Raw genomic sequence first — 13,798 nt, 5'->3', positions numbered from 1 at the left:
TAACCGGTGTCGTGGAATAACCGGTGCTGGGAGCAGGCGCACTCGTCCCTTGGCGATCTCAAGAATTTTCAAAGAACCCTGGGCGAGGCCAGGTATCGGACGGGGCGCTGAAAGCTGCCTCGTAAGTTTTAGTTTATGTGACACCTCTCAGCGCCCCGTTCGGCGGTTTTTGCCCGCGACTTGGGTCTCTCTGCGAGGATCTTGAAGGACGGTGTTTTCCGCCGGTTGCCGGGCGCCTGGGTTTTCCGCCCCAGAACCCCCGTCGGACTTGAAGGTCCGGCGACACCATCATCCTCGACCCCCATGTGTGCCGCACAGGCACGTCCGACGCGCTCTTTCGGGCATCAGAAGCAGTGGGTGGTCCGTTCCCGCCTGCTTCCCCCGTCTCGCCGGAGGGAGACCATTTTCCGCGAACCCCGATGGTGAAGGTTCACGTCCTCCCTTCACCCCCGGCGCCGGCCCCGCGTGGCTGGCACGCCTGCCAGCGTATCCGATGCGGAACGGGGCCATTGTAGGAGCGGGTTCTGGGGGCGTGGAAAATCGAGGGTGGTTTTGCGGCTAAGTGATTGAGGATGCTGGAGGTAGGGTGCGAGATTTTCCACGGGGTGTGGGATGGGTGTAGCACCCCCTCACCAAGTTCGCCTTTCCAATCGGCTTCGCCTCTTGGGGGCTCACGCCTTCGCGCGGGACACGCTCAGGCCTCCGTTCGTTGAAATCAACTTCATTGATTTCTGGCCTTCGGCCACCACTCCGGAGCCTCTCCCTTGTGGGAGAGGAAGAAAAATCGCGAGCCTAGACCGAAGCGCCAAGTTCCGAGTTTTTCAGGTGGGGGAGGTCCTTCAGGCCGCGGCGGCGGCCTTCTTCTTGGCTATGCGGGCGCGGATCGATTCGACGTCGGCGCGCGGGGTCGCGGCAAACAGCGTGCGGGTATATTCGTGCTTCGGGTCCGAGAAGACCTCGTCACGGGTGCCGTATTCGACGGCCTCGCCAAAATACATCACCATCACCTCGTCGGCGATGTAGCGGACGACCGACAGGTCGTGGCTGATGAAGACGTAGGTGAGGCCGAATTCGTCCTGCAGGTCGGCAAGCAGGTTCAGCACCTGGGCCTGGACCGAGAGGTCGAGCGCCGAGACCGGCTCGTCCAGGACGAGGAGCTTCGGGTTCATCATCAGGGCGCGGGCGATGGCGATACGCTGGCGTTGGCCGCCGGAGAACATGTGCGGATAGCGGTTGTAGTGTTCCGGGCCGAGGCCGACCTTGACCAGCATCTCGGTGGCGCGCTCTCGCCGTTCGGCGGCCGACATGTTGGTGTTGATGGACAGCGGTTCACCCAGCACGTCGCCGATCTTCTGGCGCGGGTTGAGTGAGCCGTATGGGTTCTGGAAGACGATCTGCACCTTCTGGCGCATCTCGGGCGTCAGGTGGCCCGGGCGGGTATCCATTTTGTCGCCGTCGATATAGAGCTCGCCGCCGGTCGGCTCGTCGATGAAGGTCAACATGCGGGCGAGCGTCGACTTGCCGCAACCGCTTTCGCCGACGATGGCGAGCGTCTTGCCGCGTTCCAGCTTGAACGACACGCCCTTCACAGCGTGGATGATCTTCTTCGGCTTGAAGAGGCCAGCCGCCAGTTCGTAATCGCGCTTGATATTGCGCACTTCGAGCATCGTATCGGTCATGCTGTTACTCCCAATCCCTCACTCGGAGCCGGTTCAGGATTGCCGTCGAAGAAATCGGAAACGGTGGTGAGGCGGTCGCCGGTGGCGTTTTCCGGCAGTGCCGCCAGCAGCGCCTTGGTGTAGTTGCTCTTCGGGTTCTCAAAGAGGGTCAGCACGTCGGCTTCTTCCATCTTGCGACCCTTGTACTGCACCACGACGCGGTCTGCCGTCTCGGCCACCACGCCCATGTCGTGGGTGATCATGATGAGGCCCATGCCGGTCTTGGCCTGCAGCGCCATGATGAGATCGAGGATCTGCTTCTGGATCGTCACATCGAGCGCGGTGGTCGGCTCGTCGGCGATCAGGAGCTTCGGGTTACAGGCGATCGCGATCGCGATCATTACGCGCTGGCACTGGCCGCCCGACATCTGGTGCGGGAAGCTGTTCAAGCGCTCTTCCGGGTTGGGCAGGCCCACCTGGCGAAACAGCTCGATGGCGCGGGCACGGCGGGCCTTCTTGTCGAGGCCGAGGTGGATGCGCAGCACTTCCTCGATCTGGAAGCCGACCGTGAAGCACGGATTGAGGCTTGCGATCGGCTCCTGGAAGATCATCGCGATATCCTTGCCGATCATCTTGCGGCGATCGGCCGGGCTGATGCCGCGCATGTCGCGGCCCTCGAACAGCATGCGATCGGCGGTGATCTTCGCCGTCCAGGGCAGGAGGCCCATGACGGCCAGCATGGCCACCGACTTGCCCGACCCGGATTCACCGACGATGGCGAGCACCTCGCCCTTTTCGACGGACATGGAAACGCCGTCGACGGCGCGGAACCAGCCCGAAGCGGTCTCGAATTCGACGGTGAGGTTTTCGATTTGCAGAAGCGCCATGATCAGGACCTCTTCAGTTTCGGGTCGAGCGCATCGCGCAAGCCGTCGCCCATCAAGTTGATGGCGAGAACGGTGATGAGGATGGCAAGGCCGGGGAAGGTGACGACCCACCAGGCGCGCAGGATGAATTCACGGGCTTCGGCAAGCATGGTGCCCCATTCCGGTGCCGGCGGCTGCGCACCCATGCCGAGGAAGCCAAGCGCTGCGGCATCAAGGATGGCGTTGGAGAAGGAGAGCGTTGCCTGGACGATCAGCGGTGCGGTGCAGTTCGGCAGGATGGTCTTGAACATCAGGCGAACTGGACCGGCGCCGGCAAGGCGGGCGGCGGTGACGTAATCGCGTGTCTTTTCGGCCATCACGGCGGCGCGGGTGAGGCGCACGAAATGCGGCTGCAGGGTGATCGCGATGGCGATCATGCCGTTCGTCAGGCTCGGGCCCAGGATTGCGACCAGCACGAGGGCGAGCAGCAGCGACGGAAAGGCCAGGATGATATCCATCAGGCGCATGATGACGGTGTCGATCCAGCCGCGGTAATAACCGGCGATGAGACCGACCAGGATACCGCCGACCAGGGAGAGCGTTGTCACGAAGACGCCGATGAACAGCGAATATTGCGCGCCGTAGAGGAGGCGGGAGAGGATGTCGCGGCCAACCGGATCGGTGCCGAGAAGATAGGTGGCACTGCCACCGCTCGTCCATGCCGGGGGTTTCAGCACCGCGTCGCGGTACTGCTCGAACGGCGAGTGCGGGGCGATCACCGGTGCGAGCAGCGCGACGGCCACCAGCAGCACGAAGATGACGAGGCCAATGACGGCGCCGCGGTTTTCGGAAAAGTAGAACCAGAACTCCTTGAGCATCTGGCGGCGCATGGCGCCAGACGAAAGGACTTCGGGTGAATTGTCGATGTCTGTCATGGTATCGGCCATGGGATTTCTCCTTCTTCTTCTGCCGAAATCAGTGCCGGATGCGCGGGTTGATCAACCCGTAGAGCAGATCGACGATGAGATTGACGATCATGATGATGGCCGCGATCAGGAGCAGGCCGCCCTGGATGACCGCATAGTCACGCCGGAAGACGCTATCGACCATCCACTTGCCGATGCCCGGCCAGGAGAAGATCGTTTCGGTGAGGATGGCGCCCGCGAGCATGACGCCGATCTGCAGGCCGATCGTGGTGATGACCGGGATCATGGCGTTGCGCAGCGCGTGGATGCCGATGACGCGGAAGGGCGACAGGCCCTTGGCGCGGGCGGTGCGGACGTAGTCTTCCGACAGCACTTCGAGCATGGCCGAGCGCGTCTGGCGGGCGATGACCGCAAGCGGGATCGTGGCAAGCACGATCGACGGCAGCGCCAAGTGGCTGAGCGCCGAGGCAAACGCCCCCTTCTGGCCCGAAATCAGCGAGTCGATCAGCATGAAGCCGGTGACCTGCGGGAAGAAGAACATCAGCGAGATGCGGCCCGAGACCGGGAACCACTGCAGGATGCCGGAGAACAGGATGATGAGCAGCAGGCCCCACCAGAAGATCGGCATGGAATAACCGACAAGCGCGATGCCCATCAGGCCCTGGTCGAAGATCGAACCGCGCTTGACGGCGGCGATCACGCCGGCGGGAATGCCAAGCAGGATGGCGAGGATGATGGCGCAGACGGAGAGCTCGACGGTGGCCGGGAAAAGCTGCCAGAACTGGTCGAGGATCGGCTTCTTCGAGACGATCGAAGTGCCGAAATCGCCGGTCAGCACGCCGCCGAGATAATCGAAATACTGTACGACGATCGGTCGGTCGAAGCCGAGCTGGGCGCTGATCTGCGCGTGGCGTTCCGGGGACATGACGCGTTCGCCGGAGAGGAGGGCGACGGGATCGCCCGGCAGAAGCCGGATGAAGGAAAATGCAATGATGGAGACCCCGATGAAGGTCGGGATCAAAACGGCGAGACGCCGCAACAGCAAGCCAAACATTCGAAACCTTTTATGGTTCTGGTCCGTGGCCGGTTCACGACTTTGTCAAGCCATGGAAACGGCAATCGTGGCGTCTCCGCCTCATTTTTAAGGCGTCTCTTAAGAAAATGCCGCGGGAAACGCAACGCGTCCCGCGGCAAAATCGTAGTATAGGGCCGAATTACTCGGCGATATCGACGGCTTCGAAGGTGAAGTCGCCGAGCGGGCTCTGGGTAAAGCCGGTCACGCCCTTGCGCATCGGAACGACGGCAAGCGAGTGGTCGATGGTTGCCCAGGGAGCGTCCTTCTTGAAGATGACCTGTGCTTCTTCATAGAGCTTGGTGCGCTCGGCGAGGTCGGAGGTGACCTTTGCCTTCTTCACCAGTGCGTCGAACTCCTGGTTGCACCACTGGGCGCGGTTGTTGCCGCCAACGGCGTCGCAACCAAGCAGGGTGTCAAGGAAGTTGTCCGGGTCGCCGTTGTCGCCGGTCCAGCCCATGATGGCAGCGCCGTCACGGTCCTTTGCCTTGGAGCGGTTGAGGTATTCAGCCCACTCGTAGGAAACGATTTCGACCTTGACGCCGATCTTGGCGAAATCGTCCTGGATGATTTCGGCGGCGCGGCGTGCGTTCAGCATGTAGGGACGCGAAACCGGCATTGCCCAGACCTTCATGGAGAGGTCCTTGACGCCTGCTTCTTCGAGCATCTTCTTGGCTGCATCGAGGTCATACGTGTCGTCCTGGGTGGACTTGTTGTAGGACCACATGGTCGGCGGGATCGGGTTGACGGCCGGGGTCGCCATGCCCTGGAAGACGGCATCAACGATGGCTTCCTTGTTGATCGCCTTGTTGAGCGCCTTGCGGACTTCAACCTTGTCGAACGGAGCCTGTGTCGTGTTGTAGGCGAGGTAGGCGATGTTCAGGCCTTCCTGCTCCAGAACCTCGAGGTTCGGATCAGCCTTCATGGATTCGACGTCGGCAGCGTTCGGATACGGCATCAGGTGGCATTCGCCGGCCTTCAGCTTCTGGTAACGAACGGCAGCATCGGTGGTGATTGCGAAGACCAGGTCGTCGATCTTCGGAGCCGCGCCCCAGTAATCGGCGTTCTTCTTGTAGCGGATGACGGCATCCTGCTGGTAGCCAACGAAGGTGAACGGACCGGTGCCGACCGGCTGCTGGTTCAGCTGTTCCTTCTTGCCGGCCTTGTCGAGGCTGTCGGCATATTCCTTCGACAGGATCGAAGCGAACGGCATGGCGAGGTTGGCGAGGAACGGAGCTTCCGGACGGGTCAGGGTGACCTTGACGGTCAGGTCATCAACCTTCTCGACTGACTTGATGAGCTTCGGGAAGCCCATGCCATCGGCATATTCCCAGGTCGCGCCGTTGATGTACTTGTTCCAGGCGTTCTGTTCGTCGATCTGGCGGCCGATCGAGAAGATAACGTCGTCAGCGTTCAGGTCGCGGGTCGGCGTGAAGTAGTCGGTGGTCTGCCACTTGACGCCCTGGCGCAGCTTGAAGGTGTAAACCGTGCCGTCTTCGGAAATGTCCCAGCTTTCAGCGAGGCCAGCTTCCGGCTGCGTCGTGCCCGGCTTGAACTCGAGAAGGCGGTTGTAGATCGGGTGAGCGGAGGCATCGAACGTGGTGCCTGCAGTGTAGAGGCCCGGGTCGAAGCCTTCCGGCGAACCTTCCGAGCAGAATACGAAGGTCTTGGCGCTTGCAGCGCTGACGAAGCAGGTGGCCGACAGAAGGGCCGCCGCGAGTGTAAGCTTGTATTTCATCTAGGTCTCCCAATGACCAATGGGCGGCAGACATGCCTTGCCCGTACATTTCGATTGTTTGCGGCGCGCTCCCGAGCGCCAAGCCTTCTGCTGGTACGTCACCTCCTGCCAACGGCGTGTTACGCCATCAGCCCTATGCTGGTTTTCCTCGCGGTCTGCTTGAAGTCTTTCGACCCTGCAGCGCCATTGTTGTTCAGCCTCAAGACAGTATCCACGTTTCGTGCCGGCTCATGATCTTGGAAAACTGTACGCCGCAGATGGCTTGGCGCAATGGTTTTCTTCCCTCAAGAGCCGGTTTTGTGGGCGGTCCGGGCTGTGGCGCGGGAGCATAGCGATTATCGGGTCGTTGTCGAGATACTTACAACCCGTTGGACAGGGCGACCGATCACGAGGTCGCGCAAAGGTTCACGTCTCCTGAATCACTTGTTCTGAATCACCTTTGCGCAATCCGCCGGGTTACCGGATCGGACTATTTGATCACATGGGTCATTTGCCGGCATTGCCATCGGGGGAGAATTGAGTAGGTTCCGCGCCCATTGGGCAACTCCTTAGTCGAGGCATCACTTATGACAGCAAGCGAATCCAACCGTCCCCTGGTGTGGGACTTTGTCGACCGCAAGAAGCAGGTCTTTGCGGAGCTTGCGGACCGGGTCTGGGGAACGCCCGAGACCTGCTACATGGAGACGCTTTCGGCAGCCGCGCATCGCGAGATGCTGGAAACGCAGGGTTTCCGGATTACCGAAAACGTCGCCGGCATCCCGACCGCAATCGTCGGTGAGGCAGGCGAGGGCGGTCCCGTTATCGCGTTTCTCGGCGAATATGACGCGCTCGCCGGCTTGAGCCAGAAGGCAGGCGTGACGAAGCACGACCCGCTGACGGCCGGGGCGAACGGCCACGGCTGCGGCCACAATTTGCTTGGCTCGGGCTCGCTGCTGGCCGCTACCGCCGTCAAGGACTGGCTGGAGCAGACCGGCACGCCCGGCCGCGTGCGCTATTACGGCTGCCCGGCTGAAGAAGGCGGCGCGGCCAAGGCCTTCATGGTGCGCGCCGGCACCTTCAAGGATGTCGACATCGCGATCAGCTGGCACCCGAGCAACTTCGCCGGCGTGCAGCGCGAAACTTCGCTTGCCAACTGCCGCATCGACTTCACCTTCACCGGTCGTGCCGCCCATGCCGCTGCCGTGCCGGAACTTGGCCGCAGCGCGCTTGATGCCGTTGAACTGATGAGCGTCGGCGTCAACTACATGCGCGAGCACATGCCGTCCGAATGCCGGATCCACTATGCCGTGCTCGACAGCGGCGGGATTTCGCCCAACGTCGTGCAGGCGCACGCCAAGGTGCGCTACGTCGTTCGCGCGCCGGAGCTTGGCGGTCTCTTCTCCCTCATCGAGCGGGTGAAGAAGGTGGCGGAGGGCGCTGCCCTGATGACCGAGACGAAGATGGAATGCACCGTGCTTGCTGGCGTTTCCAACCTGATGGTCAACACGCCGCTGATGGATGTGATGCAGGACATCTGGGAAAGCATGGGCCCGCCGGCATTCGATGCGGCCGATCTCGCTTTCGCCAAGGAGATCCAGGACACGCTGACGCCGGAAGACATCGCCGCGAGCTGGGCGCAGGAACGCCTCGAGCAGCGGGACCTCGTGCTCGCCGACTTCATCCTGCCGCCGCATAACGATGTCAGGCAGATGGGCGGTTCGACCGATGTCGGCGACGTCAGCTGGGTTGTTCCGACCGTGCAGGCTTATGGCCCCACGCTTGCCGTCGGCACGCAGCTCCACACCTGGCAGGTCGTGGCGCAGGGCAAGAGCCCGCTCGCGCACAAGGGCATGGTCTCTGCCGCCAAGGCCATGGCGGCCACGGGTATTGCCGCGCTCGAAAGCGAGCAGTTGCGGGAGGCCGCCTGGTCCGATCTCATCAAGCGCCGCAAGGGCCAGGACTATCGCAGCCCGATTCCGGCGGAGGCCGAGCCGCCGGTCGCGGCCATGACGATCAAGTAAGCAATTCCGGTGATCGAACCTTCAAGTCTTTTGAAGGTTCGACGCCCGCCGCCCGCGTGATTGGGGGTGGGCACTGCGGCGATTTCCTCCTATGACTGGCACTATCTGCATGCCTACAGGAGGTCCGCCGTGACGGTTCAGCCAAACTCGATCGAAGCCCGCGACAAAGCGTATCATCTTCATTCCTATACCAATGCCCGGGCCCTGGAGCGCGACGGCGCGCTGGTGATCGATCGCGGCGAAGGCGTCTATGTCTACGACGTCAACGGCAAGAAATATATCGAGGCGATGGCGGGGCTCTGGAGCGTCGGCGTCGGGTTCGGCGAGCAGCGTCTCGTCGAGGCGGCCGCCACGCAGATGGCGAAGCTTCCCTATTACCACACCTTTACCGCTCGCGCGCACAGCCCCTCGGTGGATCTCGCCGAAAAGCTGATCGCCATGGCACCGGTGCCGATGTCGAAGGCCTACTTCACGAACTCCGGTTCGGAAGCCAATGACACCGCCGTGAAGATGGTCTGGTACCGTTCCAACGCACTCGGCAAGCCCGAGAAGAAAAAGATCATCTCCCGCATCAAGGGCTACCATGGCGTGACGGTGGCAAGCGCCAGCCTTACCGGCCTGCCGAACAACCACCGTTCGTTCGACCTGCCGCTGCCGGGCATTCTCCACACCAGCTGCCCGCACTACCGCGTCTTCAAGACAGACGGCGAGACGGAAGCAGCCTTCGTGGAGCGTTGCGCCAAGGAGCTGGAAGACCTGATCCTCAAGGAGGGTCCGGAAACTGTTGCAGCCTTCATTGGCGAGCCGGTGATGGGTGCGGGCGGCGTGATCGTTCCGCCGGCTGGCTACTGGGAAGCGATCCAGAAGGTTCTCAAGAAATACGACGTGCTGCTGATTGCCGATGAAGTGATCTGCGGTTTCGGCCGCACCGGCGAGATGTTCGGCACCACGACCTATGGCCTGCAGCCCGACATCATGACGCTGTCGAAGCAGATTTCCTCGTCCTACCAGCCGATCTCGGCGCTGCTGATCAACGACAACGTCTATGCCCCACTGGCGGACGAGTCGAACAAGATCGGCACCTTCGGCCATGGCGTCACGGCCGCCGGCCACCCCGTCGCGGCTGCGGTTGCGCTGGAAAACATCGCCATCATCGAGGAGCGTGATCTTGTCGGCAACGTCCGGGCGCTGGCACCGAAGTTCCAGTCGCGGCTGAAGGCGCTGGAAGGCCACCCGCTGGCAATCGAGGCACGTGGCGTCGGCCTTATCGGCGCGCTTGAGCTGAAGCCGCGCGACGGTTTTGCCGCTGGGCAGCTTGGGCCGAAGCTCTTCGCGATCATGACGGAAAAGGGCTTGATCTCGCGTGCCATCGGCGACTCGCTGGCGCTTTGCCCGCCGATGATCATCACCGAGCAGCAGGTCGACGACATCTTCGACCTGTTCGAGGCTTCGCTGGATGAGTTCCAGCGCCAGCTAAACGCTTGATATAGGGGCAGAAGCGGCCGCAAAGATCGGTATGGGAGGCGATTGCGCAAACCGCAGTCGCGCCTATATTCGGCTCCATGCTGGAAACTGCCGAAGCCTACTGGCCGCATATCCTGTTCATCGTATCGGTCGTGGCTGGAGCAGCTGCGGCCATCCATGCCGCGATGACAAAGGAAGAAGTCCGATCCGCGGTGGGCTGGGTCGGCGTGATCGTGCTGTCGCCGATCATCGGTGCAGTGCTTTACCTGATTGCCGGCATCAACCGCATTCGCCGCAACGTGATCAGTGACCGGCGCGCGCTGCTGCAGGGGCGCATCCGCGCAGACTTCGCCTCCTATGACGCGACCGATGACCTGGTGATCCGCCAATTCGGCAACCGCTTCCGGTCGATGAAGACGCTGGGTGACCGCGTCACGAACCACCACCTCACCACCGGCAACACGATCGTGGCGCTCGACAGCGGTGACGAAGCCTATGGCGCGATGCTGGAGGCGATCGAGGCAGCCGAGCGCAGCATCATTCTGGAGACTTATATCTTCGACCGCGACCGGATCGGGACGCGGTTTGCCCAGGCGCTGATTGCAGCCGTTCAGCGTGGGGTCGAAGTGCGGGTGCTGATCGATGCCGTTGGGGCACGTTATTCGGTGCCGAGCGTGCTCGGCATGCTGCGCGACGGCGGCGTAACGATCGACGTGTTCAACGGCAATGTCATCATGGGCCTGCGGCTGCCCTATGCAAACCTGCGCACCCACCGGAAGATCATGGTGGTCGACGGGCGGCTTGCCTTTACCGGTGGCATGAACATCCGTGAAGGTTTCACCAAGGAGTTCAGCGGCAACAAGTGCTCCTTCGACACGCATTTCAGGGTGAGCGGGCCGGTGGTGGCCGATCTCGTGGCGATCGCGGCGGCCGACTGGCAGTTCGCCAATGGCGAAACGCTGGAGGGCGACGCCTGGGCGTTGCAGACGCCGGAAACGCAGCCCGGGATGCCGGTGATCATGCGGGCAGTGTCTTCCGGTCCCGATCGCAGCGTAGAAACGAACCACAAGATGCTGATGGGCGCCTTCTCAGTTGCGCGCTCATCGATCCGTATCGTCTCGCCTTACTTCCTGCCCGACCGCGAATTGATCACCGCGCTGGTCACGGCGGCGCGGCGTGGCGTCACCGTCGATATCGTCGTGCCGACCTCCAACAACCTCGTGCTGGTCGACCGGGCGATGACCGCGCAGTTCGACCAGATGCTGAAGAACTATTGCCGGATCTGGCGGGCGTCTGGGCCCTTCAACCATTCCAAGCTGCTGGTGATCGACGGGCGGTGGGCTTTCGTCGGATCGTCTAATCTCGATCCACGTTCGTTGCGATTGAATTTTGAAGTTGATCTGGAAGTGCTAGACTGCGCTTTCGCCGAGGCGCTGGAGCGAAGGATCGATCTGGCAATTTCTTCGGCAACCGAAGTGACGCTCGAGGGTTTAAGGGCTAGGCCCTTCCTTGTTCGGCTTGTCGAGCGTGTCTTGTGGCTGGGGTCGCCCTACCTCTAGCAGTTCCGTTGAAGACAACATGAAAGCCATGCGGCAAAAGCGCCAGACCCTTCCAGCCAACATTATCGCCTCCATCCGCGCGCGCAAGAACCGCAGCATGGAAGCCTATGTGCAGGACGCGCGGCCGGAGGGCATGGTGATCGCCTCCTACAATGTCCACAAATGCGTGGGCGTCGACGGCAAGTTCGATCCCTCCCGCATCAGCCATGTGATCCGCGAAATCGGCGCCGACGTGATCGCGCTGCAGGAGGCCGACACCCGGTTCGGCGAGCGACGAGGCCTGCTGGACCTCGCCTGGATGGAGCGCGAGACAGGGCTCCTGCCGGTGCCGGTGTCGGGAGTGGCCAAGGCGCATGGCTGGCACGGCAATGTCATCTTCTTCCGGGAGGGGCTGGTGCGGGACGTGCACCAGATGAAGCTGCCGGGCCTTGAGCCGCGCGGTGCGCTGATGACCGAGCTCGAGTTCAAGGACGGCAGCAACCTCAGGGTCATTGCCGCGCATCTCGGCCTCCTCAACCGCTCGCGCCAGCAGCAGGCGCGGATGATCCTCGACATCCTGCAGGCCCGCGACGAGAAATCGACGGTGCTGATGGGTGACCTCAACGAGTGGCGGCTTGGCGACCGTTCGTCACTCAATACGCTCGCGACCGTTTTCGGCCTGCCGGCCGCGGTGCCGAGCTTTCCGTCGCGCCTGCCGGTGCTGGCGCTCGACCGTATCATGGCGAACCGCCCGGGACTGATCGAGAAGGTGATGACGCATGACTCGCCGTTGGCGCGGCTTGCCTCCGACCACCTGCCGATCAAGGCATTCATCAATGTCGATGCGTTGCGCGAAACCCCGCAGGTGAATGCCGGCTGAGTGCAGGCGGGGCGCTTTACGAACACCCAAGCCGCCGCTAGGGTCTCGATCATCCACCTGATCCCGAGACGGAACCCCAATGACCGATATTGCCATGATCGAAGCGGCGCAGGCGCGCCTGGATGGACATGTTCGCGTGACGCCGCTGCTGTCCTCGCCTTTCCTTGATGAGATTGCCGGACGCCGGGTTTTCGTGAAGCCGGAATGCCTGCAGCATACGGGATCCTTCAAGTTCCGTGGCGCGTGGTCGGCGATCTCGGCGCTGTCGCCGGAGGTGCGTGAGCGCGGCGTCATCGCCTTTTCTTCGGGCAATCATGCGCAAGGGGTGGCGTTTGCGGCGAAACTGCATGGGATCGCCAGCGTCATCGTGATGCCGTCCGACGCGCCAAGGATCAAGATCGAGAATACCCGCGCCTATGGCGCCGAAGTGGTTCTTTATGACCGGCAGACGGAGAACCGCGACGAGATCGGCGCGACGCTGTCGCGCGAGCGTGGCCTGACGCTGATCAAGCCGTTCGACGAGCCGCTGGTGATCGCCGGGCAGGCAACGTCCGGGCTGGAGATCGCCGCGCAGGCAAAGGAAGTTGGGCTCGACAAGGGCGAGGTGCTGGTGCCGGTCAGCGGCGGCGGGCTGTTGTCGGGCGTGGCGCTTGCGCTTCAGGCACGCGCACCCGGCTTCGTGGTGCGGCCCTGCGAGCCGGAAGGCTTCGATGACGTGACGCGTTCGCTCGCGTCCGGCAAGATCGAACGCAACGCGGCCCTTTCAGGCTCGATCTGCGACGCGATCCTGGCGCCGCAGCCGGGTGATGTCACCTTCCCGATCCTGTCCAAGCTTTGCGGACCGGGGCTCGTTGTAAGCGAAGACGAGGTGCTGCATGCGATGGCGCTTGCCTTCAACCGCCTGAAGATCGTCGTTGAGCCCGGTGGCGCTGTGGGACTTGCAGCGGCACTCTTCCACGGCGACCAGCTTGGCGACACGGTGATCGCCATCTGCTCGGGCGGAAATGTCGATGCCGACCTCTTCAAGCAGGCCCTCGACCGGCACCCGATCTGATCGCTTGAGGGGCGGGGCATAATAAACCGTTAACTCGCGCGAGGGGCCGTTAAGAAAAAAGGATTTTCTACGGAACGCCTGTAGAAGAAGAACATTATCTCTATCGGGTTGATCTAGATAAGGTAGAGTCAGCCGTGCTCCCAAGTGGGGCACGCGCTAGAACCCGGGAGACATCCATGCAGCATCTCGAGCATCAGACACGGCCCTTCCCAGTTCGCACCGCCCAAAGCCACAAGCTGCAATGGGCACTCAATACGACGCTTGTCGCTGCCGCCTTCGCCTTTGTCGGCGCAGTGACCCTCGGGCTCTTCCCGTAATCGTTCAGTCCTCCCAGGACCTCAAACGCCTCTCAGGTTCCGCAACCTAGGAGGCGTTTTTGTTTGCGCGCGGCCTGAGTTACTTGCGAATTGTCTAAAAAATCAATGCCATCAGCGGCATGAACCCGTTCAGCTTCCATTCAGCCCAGGCTCACTAGTGGCATGTGATGCATGAATCCGTGACCTACACGGAATCGTTGGTGGAGAGGCATTTGCCATATTCGGACCGCTCTCTATTTCCTCTCATTCGGATTGCCTCGAGCGGTACTCATCATAGCGCAAATG

The 13,798-nt window shown here is 62.1% G+C and carries 11 protein-coding genes; 6 read left to right on the top strand and 5 right to left on the bottom strand.

What is annotated here, in order from left to right; translation table 11 throughout:
* Nucleotides 1–839 precede the first annotated feature (839 nt).
* The 5 genes from M0654_RS15635 to M0654_RS15615 form a co-directional block, all read right to left on the bottom strand.
* Complete coding sequence (locus M0654_RS15635) at nucleotides 840–1,679, bottom strand: dipeptide ABC transporter ATP-binding protein (RefSeq protein ID WP_248683900.1); 840 nt, start codon at nucleotides 1,677–1,679, stop codon at nucleotides 840–842.
* On the bottom strand, nucleotides 1,676–2,545 hold the full coding sequence (locus M0654_RS15630; RefSeq protein WP_248683899.1) for an ABC transporter ATP-binding protein: 870 nt from the start codon (nucleotides 2,543–2,545) through the stop codon (nucleotides 1,676–1,678). The genes M0654_RS15635 and M0654_RS15630 overlap by 4 nt, the downstream gene beginning before the upstream one ends.
* A gap of 2 nt (nucleotides 2,546–2,547) precedes the next feature.
* Nucleotides 2,548–3,459 carry an ABC transporter permease subunit gene (locus M0654_RS15625; RefSeq protein WP_248683914.1) on the bottom strand — a complete coding sequence of 304 codons (912 nt, stop codon included), beginning with the start codon at nucleotides 3,457–3,459 and terminating at the stop codon, nucleotides 2,548–2,550.
* Between the two features lie 40 nt (nucleotides 3,460–3,499).
* The gene (locus M0654_RS15620) at nucleotides 3,500–4,504 is read right to left on the bottom strand and encodes an ABC transporter permease subunit (protein ID WP_248683898.1); all 1,005 of its coding nucleotides are present in this window, start codon (nucleotides 4,502–4,504) and stop codon (nucleotides 3,500–3,502) included.
* Between the two features lie 160 nt (nucleotides 4,505–4,664).
* Entirely contained in the window at nucleotides 4,665–6,260 is a 1,596-nt protein-coding gene (locus M0654_RS15615; protein WP_248683897.1) for an ABC transporter substrate-binding protein, read from the bottom strand.
* Between the two features lie 566 nt (nucleotides 6,261–6,826).
* Between M0654_RS15615 and M0654_RS15610 the strand changes: the two genes are divergently transcribed.
* The 6 genes from M0654_RS15610 to M0654_RS15585 all read left to right on the top strand — a co-directional run bounded on the left by M0654_RS15610 (nucleotide 6,827) and on the right by M0654_RS15585 (nucleotide 13,513).
* Entirely contained in the window at nucleotides 6,827–8,260 is a 1,434-nt protein-coding gene (locus M0654_RS15610) for a M20 family metallopeptidase (protein WP_248683896.1), read from the top strand.
* Nucleotides 8,261–8,389: 129 nt separating this feature from the next.
* On the top strand, nucleotides 8,390–9,745 hold the full coding sequence (locus M0654_RS15605; RefSeq protein ID WP_248683895.1) for an aspartate aminotransferase family protein: 1,356 nt from the start codon (nucleotides 8,390–8,392) through the stop codon (nucleotides 9,743–9,745).
* A 77-nt stretch (nucleotides 9,746–9,822) separates the two neighbouring features.
* A complete protein-coding gene (gene cls / locus M0654_RS15600) occupies nucleotides 9,823–11,283 on the top strand; it encodes a cardiolipin synthase (RefSeq protein ID WP_248683894.1) in 1,461 nt (486 codons plus the stop codon).
* A gap of 28 nt (nucleotides 11,284–11,311) precedes the next feature.
* On the top strand, nucleotides 11,312–12,142 hold the full coding sequence (locus M0654_RS15595) for an endonuclease/exonuclease/phosphatase family protein (protein WP_248683913.1): 831 nt from the start codon (nucleotides 11,312–11,314) through the stop codon (nucleotides 12,140–12,142).
* Between the two features lie 79 nt (nucleotides 12,143–12,221).
* The gene (locus M0654_RS15590) at nucleotides 12,222–13,196 is read left to right on the top strand and encodes a threonine ammonia-lyase (RefSeq protein ID WP_248683893.1); all 975 of its coding nucleotides are present in this window, start codon (nucleotides 12,222–12,224) and stop codon (nucleotides 13,194–13,196) included.
* Nucleotides 13,197–13,372: 176 nt separating this feature from the next.
* Nucleotides 13,373–13,513, top strand: a complete 141-nt coding sequence (locus M0654_RS15585) for a hypothetical protein (protein ID WP_248683892.1) — start codon at nucleotides 13,373–13,375, stop codon at nucleotides 13,511–13,513.
* Nucleotides 13,514–13,798: the final 285 nt, after the last annotated feature.

Source organism: Neorhizobium turbinariae (genome assembly GCF_023223505.1).
GTDB lineage: Bacteria > Pseudomonadota > Alphaproteobacteria > Rhizobiales > Rhizobiaceae > Neorhizobium > Neorhizobium turbinariae.
This window is presented reverse-complemented; position numbering and strand designations above follow the sequence as displayed.